14 protein-coding genes are annotated in these 14,967 nt (G+C 62.8%); 8 read left to right on the forward strand and 6 right to left on the reverse strand.

Translation table 11 applies throughout. The features are described from left to right. Nucleotides 1-4: 4 nt before the first annotated feature. The 7 genes from TU80_RS27790 to TU80_RS32835 all read left to right on the forward strand — a co-directional run bounded on the left by TU80_RS27790 (nucleotide 5) and on the right by TU80_RS32835 (nucleotide 5,921). A complete protein-coding gene (locus tag TU80_RS27790; RefSeq protein WP_057005860.1) occupies nucleotides 5-1,198 on the forward strand; it encodes an SfnB family sulfur acquisition oxidoreductase in 1,194 nt (397 codons plus the stop codon). Further along, entirely contained in the window at nucleotides 1,199-2,560 is a 1,362-nt protein-coding gene (locus TU80_RS27795) for an LLM class flavin-dependent oxidoreductase (RefSeq protein WP_046385062.1), read from the forward strand. Between the two features lie 110 nt (nucleotides 2,561-2,670). After that, on the forward strand, nucleotides 2,671-3,480 hold the full coding sequence (locus TU80_RS27800) for a MetQ/NlpA family ABC transporter substrate-binding protein (protein ID WP_046385063.1): 810 nt from the start codon (nucleotides 2,671-2,673) through the stop codon (nucleotides 3,478-3,480). 2 nt (nucleotides 3,481-3,482) lie between these two features. After that, on the forward strand, nucleotides 3,483-4,598 hold the full coding sequence (locus TU80_RS27805) for a methionine ABC transporter ATP-binding protein (RefSeq protein WP_017848595.1): 1,116 nt from the start codon (nucleotides 3,483-3,485) through the stop codon (nucleotides 4,596-4,598). After that, nucleotides 4,588-5,232 (forward strand): methionine ABC transporter permease, encoded by a 645-nt coding sequence (locus TU80_RS27810; protein ID WP_010214125.1) that lies wholly within the window; start codon nucleotides 4,588-4,590, stop codon nucleotides 5,230-5,232. Before TU80_RS27805 ends, TU80_RS27810 begins: the two co-directional genes overlap by 11 nt. Before the next feature lie 99 nt (nucleotides 5,233-5,331). Continuing rightward, nucleotides 5,332-5,529 (forward strand): hypothetical protein, encoded by a 198-nt coding sequence (locus TU80_RS27815; protein ID WP_134939535.1) that lies wholly within the window; start codon nucleotides 5,332-5,334, stop codon nucleotides 5,527-5,529. Between the two features lie 194 nt (nucleotides 5,530-5,723). Next, nucleotides 5,724-5,921 carry a hypothetical protein gene (locus TU80_RS32835; RefSeq protein WP_126587727.1) on the forward strand — a complete coding sequence of 66 codons (198 nt, stop codon included), beginning with the start codon at nucleotides 5,724-5,726 and terminating at the stop codon, nucleotides 5,919-5,921. A gap of 92 nt (nucleotides 5,922-6,013) precedes the next feature. On the opposite strand, the gene TU80_RS33760 is transcribed toward TU80_RS32835, so the two are convergent. Next, on the reverse strand, nucleotides 6,014-6,142 hold the full coding sequence (locus TU80_RS33760; RefSeq protein WP_256591055.1) for a hypothetical protein: 129 nt from the start codon (nucleotides 6,140-6,142) through the stop codon (nucleotides 6,014-6,016). Nucleotides 6,143-6,551: 409 nt separating this feature from the next. Between TU80_RS33760 and TU80_RS27820 the strand changes: the two genes are divergently transcribed. After that, the gene (locus TU80_RS27820) at nucleotides 6,552-7,178 is read left to right on the forward strand and encodes a class I SAM-dependent methyltransferase (RefSeq protein ID WP_046385066.1); all 627 of its coding nucleotides are present in this window, start codon (nucleotides 6,552-6,554) and stop codon (nucleotides 7,176-7,178) included. Between the two features lie 118 nt (nucleotides 7,179-7,296). Here TU80_RS27820 and TU80_RS27825 read toward each other — a convergent pair whose 3' ends face one another. The 5 genes from TU80_RS27825 to TU80_RS27845 all read right to left on the reverse strand — a co-directional run bounded on the left by TU80_RS27825 (nucleotide 7,297) and on the right by TU80_RS27845 (nucleotide 14,942). Continuing rightward, nucleotides 7,297-10,362 (reverse strand): efflux RND transporter permease subunit, encoded by a 3,066-nt coding sequence (locus TU80_RS27825; protein ID WP_057005862.1) that lies wholly within the window; start codon nucleotides 10,360-10,362, stop codon nucleotides 7,297-7,299. Continuing rightward, on the reverse strand, nucleotides 10,359-11,429 hold the full coding sequence (locus TU80_RS27830) for an efflux RND transporter periplasmic adaptor subunit (protein WP_057005863.1): 1,071 nt from the start codon (nucleotides 11,427-11,429) through the stop codon (nucleotides 10,359-10,361). The genes TU80_RS27825 and TU80_RS27830 overlap by 4 nt, the downstream gene beginning before the upstream one ends. Further along, entirely contained in the window at nucleotides 11,426-12,529 is a 1,104-nt protein-coding gene (locus TU80_RS27835) for an efflux RND transporter periplasmic adaptor subunit (RefSeq protein WP_057005864.1), read from the reverse strand. The genes TU80_RS27830 and TU80_RS27835 overlap by 4 nt, the downstream gene beginning before the upstream one ends. A gap of 578 nt (nucleotides 12,530-13,107) precedes the next feature. Further along, nucleotides 13,108-13,890: a MetQ/NlpA family ABC transporter substrate-binding protein gene (locus TU80_RS27840; protein ID WP_046488782.1), complete on the reverse strand. Its 783-nt coding sequence runs from the start codon at nucleotides 13,888-13,890 to the stop codon at nucleotides 13,108-13,110. A gap of 125 nt (nucleotides 13,891-14,015) precedes the next feature. Further along, on the reverse strand, nucleotides 14,016-14,942 hold the full coding sequence (locus TU80_RS27845) for a sigma 54-interacting transcriptional regulator (protein ID WP_046385070.1): 927 nt from the start codon (nucleotides 14,940-14,942) through the stop codon (nucleotides 14,016-14,018). Nucleotides 14,943-14,967 lie beyond the last annotated feature (25 nt).

Here is a 14,967-nt window from a genome sequence, read left to right on the forward strand (position 1 = left end):
ACCGATGACTTTATCTACCCACGTCGCGCTCATCACCAGCGACGAACAAGCCCTGATTGTCGCCAGCGACCTGGCTGAAGACCTGCGCCGTGACAGCGCCCAGCGCGACCGCGAGCGCCGCCTGCCGCTGCCCGAACTGGACGTATTTTCGCGCTCCGGCCTGTGGGGCATCAGCGTGCCGAAAGCCTACGGCGGCGCTGGCGTGTCCAACGTCACCCTGGCCAAGGTCATCGCGCTGATCGCCCAGGCCGACGCCTCGCTGGGCCAGATCCCGCAAAACCATTTCTACGCCCTCGAAGTGCTGCGCGTGAACGGCAGCCCCGCGCAGCAACAACGCCTGTACGCCGAGGTGCTGGCCGGCCAGCGCTTCGGCAACGCCCTGGCGGAACTGGGCACCAAGACCGCCCACGACCGCGTGACCCGCCTCACCCGCGACGGCGACGGTTTTCGGATCAACGGCCGCAAGTTCTACGCCACCGGCGCGATCTACGCGCAACGTATCCCGACCTCCGTGGTGGACGAGAACGGCATCCAGCACCTGGCCTTCGTGCCCCGCGACAGCGCGGGCCTGACGGTGATCGACGACTGGAGCGGCTTCGGCCAGCGCACCACCGGCAGCGGTTCGGTGGTGTTCGACAACGTGCGGGTCGCAGCGCACGACGTGCTCCCGTTCCAGAGTGCCTTCGAACGCCCGACCACCGTCGGCCCGCTGGCGCAGATCCTCCACGCCGCCATCGACACCGGCATCGCCCGCGCCGCCTTCGAGGACGCGCTGCACTTTGTACGCACCAAGACCCGCCCGTGGATCGACTCCGGCAGCGACAAGGCCAGCGAAGACCCGCTGACGCTGAAGAGCTTCGGCCACTTGAGCATTCGCCTGCACGCCGCCGAAGCCTTGCTGGAGCGCGCAGGCGAGTTTCTCGACCGCGCCCAGGCCGACAGCCACGCCGAGACCGTGGCCGCCGCCTCGATCGCGGTCGCCGAAGCACGCGCCCTGAGCACCGAAATTTCCCTGGCGGCCGGCAGCACCCTGTTCGAACTGGCCGGCAGCCAGGCGACCCTGGCCGAGCACGGCCTCGATCGCCACTGGCGCAACGCCCGCGTGCATACCCTGCACGACCCGGTGCGCTGGAAGTACCACGCCGTGGGTAATTACTACCTCAACGATGAAAAACCGCCACTGCGGGGGACCATCTGAATGGCGAAGAAAAAAATCCTGCTCAATGCCTTCAACATGAACTGCATCGGGCATATCAATCACGGCTTGTGGACGCACCCGCGGGACACGTCCACCCAGTACAAAACCCTCGAGTATTGGACCGACCTGGCGCGAACCCTGGAGCGCGGGCTGTTCGACGGGTTGTTCATTGCCGATATCGTCGGCGTCTACGACGTGTACCAGGACGCCATCGACGTGCCGCTCAAAGAGTCGATCCAACTGCCGGTCAACGACCCGTTGCTGCTGCTCTCGGCCATGGCCGCCGTGACCCAACACCTCGGTTTCGGCCTGACCGCCAACCTGACCTACGAGCCGCCGTATCTGTTCGCCCGGCGCATGTCCACCCTCGACCACCTGAGCCGTGGTCGGGTCGGCTGGAACATCGTCACCGGCTACCTCGACAGCGCCGCCAAGGCCATGGGCCTGACCGAACAGGTCGAACATGACCGACGCTACGACCAGGCCGATGAGTATCTGGAAGTGCTGTACAAACTCTGGGAAGGCAGCTGGGAAGACGACGCCGTGCTCAACGATCCGCAGGCGCGGGTGTATGCGCAGCCGGGCAAGGTGCACAAAGTCGAGCACCACGGTGAGTTCTACCAGGTGGAGGGTTATCACCTGTGCGAACCGTCGCCGCAACGCACACCGCTGCTGTTCCAGGCTGGCACTTCGGCGCGTGGCCTGGTGTTCGCCGGACGGCATGCCGAGTGCGTGTTCATCAGCGGGCGGGACAAGGCCAGCACCCGGCTCCAGGTGGACAAGGTGCGCGCCAGCGCGGTGGCGGCCGGGCGCAACCCGCACGACATCAAGGTGTTCATGGGCCTCAACGTGATCGTTGGCGCCACTGAGGAACTGGCCTGGGCCAAGCATGCCGAGTACCTGAGCTATGCCAGCGCGGAAGCCGGCGTGGCGCATTTTTCGGCGTCCACGGCGATCGATTTTTCCCAGTACGCCCTCGACGAACCGATCCAGTACGTGAAGAGCAACGCGATCCAGTCCGCCACCCAGCACCTGCAGAACAACGATTGGACCCGCCGCAAATTACTCGAGCAGCACGCCCTCGGCGGGCGCTACATCACCGTGGTCGGCTCGCCCGAGCAAGTGGCGGACGAGCTGGAATCCTGGGTCGCTGAAACCGGGCTGGATGGCTTCAACCTCACACGCATCGTCACCCCGGAAAGCTATGTGGACTTCATCGACCTGGTGGTGCCGGAGTTGCAGCGGCGTGGGTCGTACAAGACCGCTTACGACACTGGAACGCTGCGGGAAAAAGTCTTCCACGGCGGCGCCCGCTTACCCGAACAACACACCGGCTCCACCTACCGCCACGGCCCCCTGTAGGAGCGAGCTCGCTCGCGAAGATCGTCAACGATAACGCGGGGCCTCTGATACCCCGCAGCGCCCTCAAGTTTTTCGCGAGCAAGCTCGCTCCTACACATTGGAAACTACCTATGAAAAAGACCCTGTTGTCCCACCCAGTCAAAGCCCTGGCCCTGGCCTTCGGGCTGTTCAGTTCGACGCTGTTCGCCGCCGACGCGCCGCTGAAAGTCGGCACCACCGCGGCCTTCGCAATTCCCCTGGAAGCCGCCGTGGCCGAGGCCGGTAAGCAAGGCTTGAACGTCGAGCTGGTGGAGTTCACCGACTGGATCGCGCCCAACGTCAGCCTGGCCGCCGGCGATATCGACGTGAACTACTTCCAGCACATCCCCTTCCTGGAAAACGCCAAGGCCGCCGCCGGGTTTGATCTGGTGCCGTATGCGCCGGGCATCATCAACAACGTCGGGCTGTATTCGAAAAAATACAAAAGCTTCAACGACCTGCCCCAAGGCGCCAGCGTGGCGATTGCCAACGACCCGATCAACAGCGGGCGCGGCCTGCAACTGCTGGCCAAGGCGGGGCTGATCACGCTCAAGCCGGGCGTGGGTTACAAGGCCACCGAAGAAGACATCATCGCCAACCCGAAGCAGCTCAAGATCCTGCAAGTCGAGGCCGTGCAGTTGGTGCGCGCCTATGACGATGCGGATCTGGTGCAGGGTTATCCGGCGTATATCCGCCTGTCCAAGACCTTCGATGCCGAGTCGGCGCTGCTGTTCGACGGCCTCGACCACCCGGAATACGTGATCCAGTTCGTGATCCAGCCGAAAGCCAAAACCGACCCGCGGGTGATCAAGTTCGTCGACATCTACCAGCACTCGCCGGTGGTGCGCGCCGCCCTGGATAAATCCCTCGGCAAGCTCTACCAAGTCGGCTGGGAAGGTTGAACATGACGGCCGCCAACATCCAACTGCGCGACCTGGGCACACCACCCAGGAACGCCGAGCAGACTGAACTGCATCCGCACCTCAACCGCGCCCATGTGCGCTTTATCAACCTGGGCAAGACCTACGACGGCACGGTACACGCGCTGCAAGGCATCGACCTGGCGATCCAGCGCGGCGAAGTGTTCGGCATCATCGGCCGCAGCGGCGCCGGCAAGTCGTCGCTGATCCGCACCATCAACCGCCTGGAACAACCCAGCAGCGGGCGCGTGCTGATCGATCAGGTCGACATCGGCGCGTTCGACGAAGACCGCCTGGTGGCGCTGCGGCGGCGCATCGGCATGATCTTCCAGCACTTCAACCTGATGTCGGCCAAGACCGTGTGGCAGAACGTCGAGTTGCCGCTCAAAGTCGCCGGCGTCCCCAAGTTGCAGCGCGAGCAGAAAGTGCGTGAACTGCTGGAGCTGGTGGGCCTGAAGGACAAGCACAAGGCCTACCCGGCGCAACTCTCCGGCGGGCAGAAACAGCGCGTGGGCATCGCCCGTTCGCTGGTCCACGACCCAGAGATTCTGCTGTGCGACGAGGCCACCTCGGCCCTCGACCCGGAGACCACCCAATCGATCCTCGGCCTGCTGCGCGAGATCAACCAACGGCTGGGCCTGACCATCGTGTTGATCACCCATGAGATGGCGGTGATTCGCGAGATCTGCGACCGCGTGGTGGTGCTCGAACACGGGCGCATCGTCGAGCAAGGCCCGGTGTGGGAAGTATTCGGCAACCCGCGGCACGAGGTCAGCCGAACCCTGCTGGCGCCGCTGCAACACGGCCTGTCGGAAGAACTGCAAAGCCGCCTGCAACCCACGCCGGCCTCGGCTGACGCCGCGCTGGTACTGCGCTTGCAGTTCACCGGCAGCGCCACCGATGAACCCGACCTGGCCGCGCTGTTCGGCGCCCTCGGCGGGCGCGTGCGCTTGCTGCAAGGCGGCGTGGAACGGATTCAGGGGCATGCCCTGGGGCAATTGCTGCTGGCGGTGAATGGCTCGCCCCATGACCCCGACACACTGCGCAGCCGCGCCGGGCATTGGGCACAACAGGTGGAGGTGTTGGGTTATGTGGTTTGATCGTTTAGTGCAGGGCGCCATTGACACGCTGTTGATGGTCGGCGTGTCGTCGCTGATCGCGTTGCTGGTGGGGATTCCGCTGGCGGTGTTCCTGGTCACCAGCGACAAGGGCGGCATCTACCAGGCTCCGGCGCTGAACCGGGTGCTGGGGGCGTTCGTCAATCTGTTCCGCTCGATTCCGTTTCTGATCCTGATGGTGGCGCTGATCCCGTTCACCCGGCTGATCGTCGGCACCACCTACGGCGTGTGGGCGGCGGTAGTGCCGCTGACCATCGCCGCGACGCCGTTCTTTGCGCGCATCGCCGAAGTGAGCCTGCGCGAAGTCGACCACGGCTTGATCGAAGCCGCACAAGCCATGGGCTGCCGGCGCTGGCACATCATCTGGCACGTACTGTTGCCCGAAGCGCTGCCGGGGATCGTCGGCGGGTTCACCATCACCCTGGTGACCATGATCAACTCCTCGGCCATGGCTGGGGCGATTGGTGCAGGTGGGTTGGGGGATATTGCCTACCGCTATGGTTATCAGCGCTTTGATACGCAGATCATGCTCACGGTGATTGTGCTGCTGGTGCTGCTGGTGGCGGTGATTCAGCTGGGCGGAGACCGCTTGGCGCGGGGGCTGAACAAGCGCTGAGCACTCGTTTGTACCTGTCAAGGTTGACAGTTGTTGGAGGGGGTTTTCGCGGGTTTAATCGGCTCGACACTGTCTGCGACGGATCAGGGAGCGAATACCATGTCCACTGTAACCACCTGCGCCAGGTGCGCCACGCTGGTGTTGGCGCTGGCCGCCGTCACGCTTGGCGATGCAGCGGCAATTCCGCTTCACGGGCAATATTCGACAACTACCGTTAACGACTCCTTCACGTTCAACAAAGGAGGGATCTTTAACTGGGGTAATAATGTGTTTACACAGAAGCTCCAATACAAATAGACACTGACTGACATGTAGTGTGAGTGGACTTCCACCCTCACCCTTACTCATCACTGTGATTAATTCACAAAGCGCGGGGGCTGAACACGCGCTGAGCACTCGTTTGGACCTGTCAAGGTCGACAGTTGTTGGAGGGGGTTTATGCAGCTTTAATCGGCTCGACACCGTCTGCGACGAATCAGGGAGCGAATACCATGTCTACTATAACCACCTGCGCCAGGTGCGCGACGCTGGTGTTGGCGCTGGCTGCCATCACGCTTGGCGATGCAGCGGCAACTCCGCTTCACGGGCAATATTCAACAACTACCGTTAACAACTCCTTCGCATTCAACAAAGGAGCGATCTTTAACTGGAAAGCTAGCACTTTCTATAGATCGCTTGTCCAATACTGACGTTACTTCAGGGCACGCCTTTACGCGCATGAACCATATCGCCACGGGCCTCGACGGTCACGGCCTGGTAATACAAGCCCCCTCCCACATTTTCAACTGCCCTGCTTCGGTTCGCGAATCTTGTACCAAGCCACATACAGCGTCAGCAGCATGGCGATGATGACCCCGTCAATCATCGCGTAGGCCATCGTTGGGTAGGGATCGGTTGGCGCGCTGAGCACTCGTTTGGACCTGTCAAGGTTGACAGTTGTTGGAGGGGGGTTATGCAGGTTTAATCGGCTCGACACCGTTTGCGACGAATCAAGGAGCGAATACCATGTCTACTATAACCACCTGCGCCAGGTGCGCGACGCTGGTGTTGGCGCTGGCCGCCGTCACGCTTGGCGATGCAGCGGCAACTCCGCTTCACCGGCAAAATTCAACAACTACCGTTAACAACATCCCCCAACCCAAATACAGTTACATCTTGATGTCCTCTTTACGGAGTCTACAAATCCTATCCAATGAGTCGTACTACTCCGTAAATTTCACTGATTAATTCAAGCGCAGTCATCAAATGAAGAGCCGTCTCAGGGGGCAGTCAACTGGACATGGGATATAGTCAGCACTTCACCTCCAAAGCGCCTCCCCATGAAACTCGCCCCCGACGACCTCAACCAGATCACCGCCACTACCCTCGACCACTACAACAGCGTGGCCGAGGACTTCCGTGAAGGCACCCGCGATCACGATGTGAGCCAGAACATCGACGCGCTGCTGCGGCATATCCAGGGCGCGGCGCCGTTTACCGTGCTGGACTTCGGCTGCGGGCCGGGGCGGGATTTGCAGACCTTTACGCGCATGGGGCATATCGCCGTGGGCCTCGACGGCTCCGAGCGCTTTGCGCAGATGGCGCGCGAAGACAGCGGCTGCGAGGTGCTGCAGCAGGACTTCCTGAAGCTGGACCTACCCAACGCACGCTTCGACGGGATCTTTGCCAATGCGGTGCTGTTTCACATTCCCAAGCAGGAACTGCCGCGTGTGCTCAAGCAACTGCATGGCGCGCTGAAACCGGGCGGGGTGTTGTTCAGTTCCAATCCACGCGGTGACAACCGCGAAGGCTGGAATGGGCCGCGATATGGGTCTTATCACGACTTGGAAGCGTGGCAATCGTTGCTGACCGCCGCCGGTTTTGTGGAACTGGAGCACTACTATCGCCCAGCCGGACTACCCCGCGAGCAGCAGCCCTGGTTGGCCAGCGTCTGGCGCAAAACCTGAATAACCGCCTGACGATACATTCCAAATGTGGGAGGGGGCTTGCTCGGGATAGCGCTGGGTCAGTCAAAGTTGCGCCAACTGAAGCACCGCTATCCGGAGCAAGCCGCCTCCCACATTTTTAACCGCGCTCTTCCTGATGTTCCGGCTTCGGCTCGCGAATCTTGTACCAGGCCACATACAGCGCCGGCAGGAACAACAGCGTCAGCAGCGTGGCAATGATGATCCCGCCGATCATCGCGTAGGCCATCGGCCCCCAGAACACTTCCCGCGCAATCGGGATCATGCCCAGGCTCGCCGCAGCCGCCGTCAGCAGGATCGGCCGGCGCCGGTGTTCGGTGGCTTGCACCACCGCATCCCACGGCGTGTAGCCGGCCAGTTCATATTCCTCGATTTGCGTCACCAGGATCACCGAGTTGCGGATGATGATGCCGATCAGCGCCAGAATGCCAAGGATCGCCACGAAGCCCATGGGCGTGCCGGTGGGGACCAGCGCCAGCACCACGCCGATCAACCCCAGCGGCGCGACGCTGGCCACCAGGAACATCTTCTGCACGCTGTGCAGCTGGATCATCAGGAAGGTCGCCATCAAAAACAGCATCAACGGCACCACGCTGGCAATCGGGCCCTGGGCCTTGCCGCTTTCTTCCACGGTGCCGCCGGTGGCGACCTTGTAGCCCACCGGCAGGCCGGCGTTGAACGCATCGATCTCGGGCTTGAGCTGTTTGACCAGATCGGTCGGCTGCATCGCGTCGCGCACCGCCACCTTGAGGGTGATGGTCGGCTTGCGGTCGCGGCGCCACACCAGCGGCTGTTCCAGCTCATAACGCACGGTGGCGAAGGCCAGCAGCGGAATCGAGACGCCGTTGGGCGTGACGATCTGCAGGTTCTGCAAGGTTTCCGGCGTGCCGCGCTCGGCATCTTCGGCGCGGCCGACCACGTCGATCAGGTAGATATCGTCATGCACCTGAGTCACCGACGCGCCGCTGACCACGCTGTTCATCAACTGCGCCACGTCTTCGGAAGACAAGCCCAACTGCCGCGCCTTGTCCTGGGCAATCTCGATGCGCAGGACTTTGCCCGGTTCGTTCCAGTCGTAAATGATCTCGCCCAGGTGGCGGTTCTTGTCCAGCAAGGTCGCCAGTTCGATGGCGTGCTTGCGCACCTGGTCAGTGTCTTTGCCGGAGACGCGGTACTGGATCGGCCGCCCCACCGGCGGGCCCATCTCCAGCGGCTGCACAAAGCTGCCGACGCCGACGAAATCCTCACGCAGGCGTTTTTGCAGGCGCGCGATCAACTCGCCGCGCGCCTTCAGGCCCTTGCTGACGATCACCAACTGCGCGTAGTAAGGGTTTTCCAGTTGTTGGTCGAGGGGCAGGTAGAAACGGATCGCGCCCTGGCCGATGTAAGTGCTCCAGCGCTCGATATCCGGGTCGTCCTTGATGATCGCTTCGAGGCGGTCGACGGCTTTGCGGGTTTCGTTGATCGAGGCGTTTTGCGGCAGGTTGAGGTCGACGAGGATCTCCGGACGGTCCGACGACGGGAAGAACTGGTTCTGCACAAACTGCATGGAAAACACCGACGCCGCGAACAGCGCCACGGTGATGCCGATGGCCCACCAGCGGTTGCGCATCGCCCACAGCATGCCGCCATTGAAAGCGCGGCCGATGCGCCCCGGTTCGGCACTGTGGGGTTTCACGTTGGCGCTGAGGATATGCACGCCGATCACCGGCGCAAACAGCACCGCCACCACCCACGACACCAACATCGCCACGGCAATCACCGCGAACAGGGTGAAGGTGTACTCGCCCGCCGAACTGGCGTTGAGGCCGATCGGCACAAACCCGGCCACGGTCACCAGGGTGCCGGTGAGCATCGGGAACGCGGTGGAGGTGTAGGCGTAGGTCGCCGCCTGCGCCTTGGTTTCGCCTTTTTCCAGGCGCGTGATCATCATCTCCACGGTGATCATCGCGTCGTCCACCAGCAAGCCGAGCGCGATGATCAGCGCCCCCAGGGACACGCGCTGCATGGTGATGCCGGTGTATTCCATGAACACGAACACCAGCGCCAGCACCAGCGGGATCGAGCACGCCACCACCAGCCCGGCACGCAGGCCGAGGCTGATAAAGCTCACCACCAGCACGATGATCACCGCTTCGAACAGCGCGCTGGTGAAGCCGCCGACGGCCTCTTGCACCACTTCCGCCTGGTCGGAGACCTTGTAGACGCCGACCCCCACCGGCAGGTCGGCGGTCAGTTCGTCCATTCGCGTGTGCAGGGCCTCGCCGAACGACTGGATATTGCCGCCCTTCTGCATCGCGATCGCCAAACCGATCGCCGGCTTGCCGTTGAAACGGAACATTGGCGTCGCCGGGTCAACGTAGCCGCGGCTGATGTCGGCGACGTCCGCCAGGCGATAGAAGCGGTCGTTGAGGCGCAGGTTGACGTTGGCCAGGTCTTTTTCCGAGGCGAACTGCCCGGACGTCCGCACGGAAATGCGCTCCGGCCCGGCTTCGATCACCCCGGCCGGGGTCACTGCGTTCTGCGCCTGCAGGCTCTGCACCACCTGGCGTTGGTCGATCCCCAGGGCCGCGAGTTTGCGCGTGGAGAAATTCAGGTAAATCACTTCGTCCTGCTGGCCGATCAGCTCGACCTTGCCCAGGCCCGGCACCGCACGGATCTCGGCGCGCGCCTGCTCCACGTAGTCGCGCAGCTGGCGCATCGACAGGCCGTCGCCGGTAAAGGCGTACACCGAGCCGAACACGTCACCGAACTCATCGTTGAACGACGGCCCCTGCAAGCCCTGGGGGAAGCTGCCGCGAATATCGTCGATCTTCTTGCGCACCTGGTACCAGATCTCGGGGATCGCCTTGGCGCTGGTGGTGTCCTTGAGGTACACGAACACCGTGGACTCACCGGGCCGGGTGTAGCTGTTCACGTAGTCGAGGGCGTCGAGTTCCTCGAGTTTTTTCTCGATGCGGTCGGTCACCTGTTTGAGCGTTTCTTCCTGGGTCGCGCCCGGCCAGCGGGTCTGGATCACCATGGTTTTGATGGTGAACGAAGGGTCTTCCTCGCGGCCCAGGTTCTTGTAGGAAAACACGCCCATCAGCAGCGCGACGAACATCAGGTACCAGACGAAGGACTGATGCTTGAGGGCCCATTCGGATAAGTTGAAACTCCCTTTCATCGCGGGCTGTCCTCGTCGATCTTGACTGTTTGCCCCGGTTGCAGGCTGTTCACACCGGCGACGATGATGCGCTCACCGGGCTTGACCCCACCGTTGAGCAAAACGCTGTCGGCGTCACGACTGAGCACCGTGACTTCACGCGGCTGCACGGTCCGGCTTTGGGTGTCCAGCAACCAGATCCGCGTTTTGCCGCCGATTTGCTGCAAGGCGCTCAACGGCAGTTCGATGCGCGGTGGGATGGCCGAGCTCAAGGTCACGCTGATCGCCGTACCCAGCAGAAAAGCCGCCGGCGTGTCGGCCAGGGTCAGGCGCGCGCGACGGGTGCGCGTGGCGCTCTGGGCCTGGGGTTCGATTTCGCGCACGGTGGCGGTGGTGTTCACGCTGGGGTCGAGTTGCCCGGCGACGAGGAACACCACATCGGGCGGCAGACGCTCGGCGAGGCCGGCGGGCAGGTCGATCACCGCCTCCTTGATGTCCGGGCGCGCCAGGGTCACCACTTGCTGGCCCGCGCTGACCACCTGGCCGGCCTCGGCGTTCCAGGCGGTAACGATGCCGCCATGGTCGGTACGCAATCGGGCGTAGTTGAGCTGGTCCTTGGCCTGGTTGACCGAGGCCTGCGCCTGGTCGAGGCTGGCCTGGGTGGTTTTCAGGTCGGTCTGGGCCACGTCCAACTGGGCCTGGGCGCCGACGCCACGGTTGAACAACGCCTGCTGGCGACGGGCGCTGGCCTGGGCGTTGATGAACTGCGCCTGCACGCGGGCGAGGTCACCTTGGACCGCGCGCAGTTGGTTCTGCTGGTCGGTGGGGTCGAGTACGGCAAGTACCGCGCCCTTCTCCACCTCGGCGCCGACATCCACAGTGCGGTGGGCGATGCGCCCGGGCACGCGGAACCCCAGGTTGCTTTCGTAGCGCGCCTGGATGGTGCCGGCGAAACGGCCGAGGGTTTCCTGGTCTTCGGCTTTCACTTCCATGGACAACACCGGGCGCACGGGCTCGGGTGGCGGGTCGTTCTTGGAGCAGGCCAGCAGCAACAGGCTGGCGGCGAGCAGGCCGGTCAGGCGCATCATGGTTGCACTCCTTGGGCCTGGGCCGAGTCGGGCGGCTGGGCGACTTCGACGCGCATGCCGGGGTGCAGCAATTGCCCGCCGGCCACCACGACTTTTTCACCGCCCTGCAGACCGTCGCTGATGATCACCTTGCCGGTGAGGTAACGCGCCACACTGACCTTGCGCAGCTGCGCCAGGCCGTCGCCATCCACCAGCCACACGGCGGGGTCGCTGAGGTCTTTGGTCAGCGCCGACCATGGCAGCTCGATGCTGGGCTTGGCCGGGCCGTTGGCGGTAGCGCTGACCACCGAGCCCAGATGCATGCCCGCGGGCAGGGCCTCCAGAGCGATTTTGACTTGCACCGTGCCGGTATTGGCAGCGACGGCCGGGGTAACTTCGCGGACGTGGCCCTGGACCTTGATACTGGGGTTATCCAACAGGCTCACCGTGATCGGCGCATCGGCCGGCGGTTCCACCAGCAACGACTCGTACACGTCGAATACCGCGTCGCGCTCGCCCTCGCGGGCCAGGCTGAAGATCGGCACGGTGGCCTGCACCACCTGGCCCACTTCAGCCTGGCGCGCAGTAATCACCCCGGGGGCCTCGGCGAACAGCGCGGTGTAGCCCAGTTGCTCGCGGGCATTGGCCAGTTGCGCCTGGGCGGCGGCCAGGGCGCTTTGGCTGCTGCGCAACGCGGCCTGGGCAGTGTCGTATTCGCTGCGGCTGGTGTAGCCCTTGGGCAGGAGTTTTTCCTGGCGCACGAACGCGGCGGCGGTCTGCTTGACCCGCGCCTGCTCGGCCACGACCTGGGCCTGGGCGGAGTCGACACTGCTCTGCAAGTCCTTGGGGTCGAGCTTGGCCAGCACTTGCTTGGCGCTGACATGGTCGCCCACATCGACCATGCGCTGAATGATCTTGCCCCCCACGCGAAAAGACAGATCGGTTTGCACCCGCGCCTGGATATCGCCGGTCAGCGTGACGGCCACTGCGTAGTCAGTCGGCTGCACGGTCTGCACGAACACCCGCGCATGCTGCTTGGGCTCGGCTTTTTCCTGGCCGCAGCCGCTCAGCAGCGCCAACAGGCCAAGTGCGAAGATAACTGTCGAAGGGTGACCGCCCATGCAGGCTCCTTTACGTGATGCCAACTTGCCGGTGTGTAGGCGACTGCGACCTTATAGCAGGGTTCCATGTGCATGGATGGCGCCCAACGCCAATGGTTCCGAAGCTAAACGAACGCCCTCGCTCAAGACGCCGGGTCGCCCAGCCTTTATTGGCATAAACCGTCGATTTTTGATACCGAAATATCACATTGATATCGCCCAACACGATAGCCGCCAGATTCGCGGGGTTGGCGAGTGACGGCTATGGTTGTGGGGTCTGTGATTCGAGGGAATGAACAATGAACGAAGCGAAACCGATTGATCCGCAGGAGCTGGTGAAATGGTTGGTGGCATTGCGCAGGGCGATCAACGCCCGAGTGCGGTGAAACGCTGAAAATCCACGGTGAGATAAAAATCAAATGTGGGAGGGGGCTTGCCCCCGATAGCGGTATGACAGTCACCGATGCATTGACTGAACCACTGCTATCGGGGGCAAGCCCCCTCCCACAATTTTGAGCGCATTCCAAATTCCACCCATAAAAAACGCCGACGCTGTGCAAGCCGTCGGCGTTTAAACCTTGAAAGGTTTTACCGCTCGATCAGAACGCCGGCACGACCGCGCCGTTGTATTTCTTCTCGATGAATGCTTTGACTTCCGGGCTGGTCAGGGCCTTGGCCAGTTTCTGGATAGCAGCGCTGTCCTTGTTGTCCGGGCGCGCCACCAGGAAGTTCACATACGGCGATTTGGCGTCTTCGATGATCAACGCGTCCCTGGCCGGGTTGAGGCCAGCTTCCAGAGCGTAGTTGGTGTTGATCAGGTCCAGGTCAACCTGGTCCAGCACGCGTGGCAGCAGGGCTGATTCCAGCTCTTTGAACTTCAGGTTTTTCGGGTTGCTGGCAATGTCTTTTGGCGTCGCCAGCGCATTGGTCGGGTCTTTCAGGGTGATCACACCGGCCTTCTGCAGCAGCAACAGGGCACGGCCGCTGTTGGAGCCTTCGTTCGGAATGGCCACGGTGGCGCCATCTTTGAGCTCAGAAATGTTTTTGATTTTCTTCGAGTAACCGCCGAAGGGTTCAACGTGTACGCCCACCACGGTGACCAGGTTGGTGCCTTTACCTTTGTTGAAGTTTTCCAGGTACGGCAGGGTCTGGAAGTAGTTGGCGTCCAGACGCTTCTCGGCCACCTGCACGTTGGGCTGTACGTAGTCGGTGAAGACTTTGATTTCCAGATCCACGCCTTCTTTGGCGAGGGTCGGCTTGACCAGCTCGAGGATCTCGGCGTGCGGGACCGGGGTAGCGGCCACTATCAGCTTTTCGTTGGCCTGGGCGAAGCCCGCAGTCAGGGCAGCCGCCAGTGCGGTAAACAACAGAACCTTTTTCATGAGTGTCCTTATCGACATTCCGGGGCGTCTCTGACGACCGTATTGGGGTGGAGTGCCATCGAAGTGCTATCGCGGCGTGAGAGTGACAATACCTAGATTTTTTATTCCCGAACAATACCTTTTATTCAGGTTGATATTCCATTTTGCTCATGTAGGAATTTGCGCAAGGTTTCCCGCTCGGCCGCACTGGCGCTTTCGAATATCCGCTGCACCTGCTCCAGCGGCGAACCGGCGGTCGGCAGGTTCAAATGCTCCGGCAAGATTTCGTCGCCGCTGCTGACCAGCAAGGCAAAGTGGATGACGTTCTCCAGCTCGCGGGTATTGCCCGGCCAGCTGTGGTGTTCCAGCACGCGCTGGGCCGCGTCGCTGATCAGCGGCACCGGCAGGTCCAGGCGCTGGCTGTAGATGCCAAGAAAGTATTCGGCCAGGGACAGGATGTCGCCGACCCGCTCGCGCAAGGCCGGCAGGTCCAGTTGGCCTTCGCTGAGGTAATGGAACAGGCGCTCATTGAACTTGCCTGCGGCCACGGCCTGGGCCAGGTCGATGCTGGTCGCCGCCACCAGGCGCACGTCCACCGGGCTTGGTTGCTGCGCGCCGACGCGGGTGACTTCGTGGTTTTCCAGGGCGGCGAGCAATTTGACCTGGATCGGCAACGGCAAGTCGCCGATCTCATCCAGGTACAAGGTGCCGCCGTTGGCCGAGCCGAACCAGCCGGCCCGGCTGCTCGCCGCGCCACTGTGGGCGCCGGCCGCGTAGCCGAACAGCTCGGCATCGGCGTAGGTCGGGCTGATCGCGCCGCAATTGACCGAGACAAACAGCCCGGCGCGGTCGCTGCCCCGATGGATATGCCGCGCCAGCAACTCTTTGCCGCTGCCGGTCTCGCCACGGATCAACACCGGCAAGGCGCGGGGCGCGAGGTGTTCCAGCGCTTCGCGCAGTTGCCGCGAACGCGGGTCGACGAACACCAGTGCCTTGGCGCGGATGCTCAGCGGGCTTTTTTCGGCGTCGGGGAAGGTCAGCAGCGGCTGACCGAAGGTTTCATGCAGACTCATGGCAGGCTCCCGCCCCCAATCCGCT

The sequence above is a fragment of the Pseudomonas veronii genome (assembly GCF_001439695.1).
Lineage (GTDB): Bacteria > Pseudomonadota > Gammaproteobacteria > Pseudomonadales > Pseudomonadaceae > Aquipseudomonas > Aquipseudomonas veronii.

Excerpts from the sequence above, each read along its gene's own strand:
- TU80_RS27790 (WP_057005860.1), top strand. The coding sequence starts at position 5 with ATGACTTTATCTACCCACGTCGCGCTCATCACCAGCGACGAACAAGCC.
- TU80_RS27795 (WP_046385062.1), top strand. The coding sequence starts at position 1,199 with ATGGCGAAGAAAAAAATCCTGCTCAATGCCTTCAACATGAACTGCATC.
- TU80_RS27800 (WP_046385063.1), top strand. The coding sequence starts at position 2,671 with ATGAAAAAGACCCTGTTGTCCCACCCAGTCAAAGCCCTGGCCCTGGCC.
- TU80_RS27805 (WP_017848595.1), top strand. The coding sequence starts at position 3,483 with ATGACGGCCGCCAACATCCAACTGCGCGACCTGGGCACACCACCCAGG.
- TU80_RS27810 (WP_010214125.1), top strand. The coding sequence starts at position 4,588 with ATGTGGTTTGATCGTTTAGTGCAGGGCGCCATTGACACGCTGTTGATG.
- TU80_RS27815 (WP_134939535.1), top strand. The coding sequence starts at position 5,332 with ATGTCCACTGTAACCACCTGCGCCAGGTGCGCCACGCTGGTGTTGGCG.
- TU80_RS32835 (WP_126587727.1), top strand. The coding sequence starts at position 5,724 with ATGTCTACTATAACCACCTGCGCCAGGTGCGCGACGCTGGTGTTGGCG.
- TU80_RS27820 (WP_046385066.1), top strand. The coding sequence starts at position 6,552 with ATGAAACTCGCCCCCGACGACCTCAACCAGATCACCGCCACTACCCTC.
- TU80_RS27825 (WP_057005862.1), bottom strand. The coding sequence starts at position 10,362 with ATGAAAGGGAGTTTCAACTTATCCGAATGGGCCCTCAAGCATCAGTCC.
- TU80_RS27830 (WP_057005863.1), bottom strand. The coding sequence starts at position 11,429 with ATGATGCGCCTGACCGGCCTGCTCGCCGCCAGCCTGTTGCTGCTGGCC.
- TU80_RS27835 (WP_057005864.1), bottom strand. The coding sequence starts at position 12,529 with ATGGGCGGTCACCCTTCGACAGTTATCTTCGCACTTGGCCTGTTGGCG.
- TU80_RS27840 (WP_046488782.1), bottom strand. The coding sequence starts at position 13,890 with ATGAAAAAGGTTCTGTTGTTTACCGCACTGGCGGCTGCCCTGACTGCG.
- TU80_RS27845 (WP_046385070.1), bottom strand. The coding sequence starts at position 14,942 with ATGAGTCTGCATGAAACCTTCGGTCAGCCGCTGCTGACCTTCCCCGAC.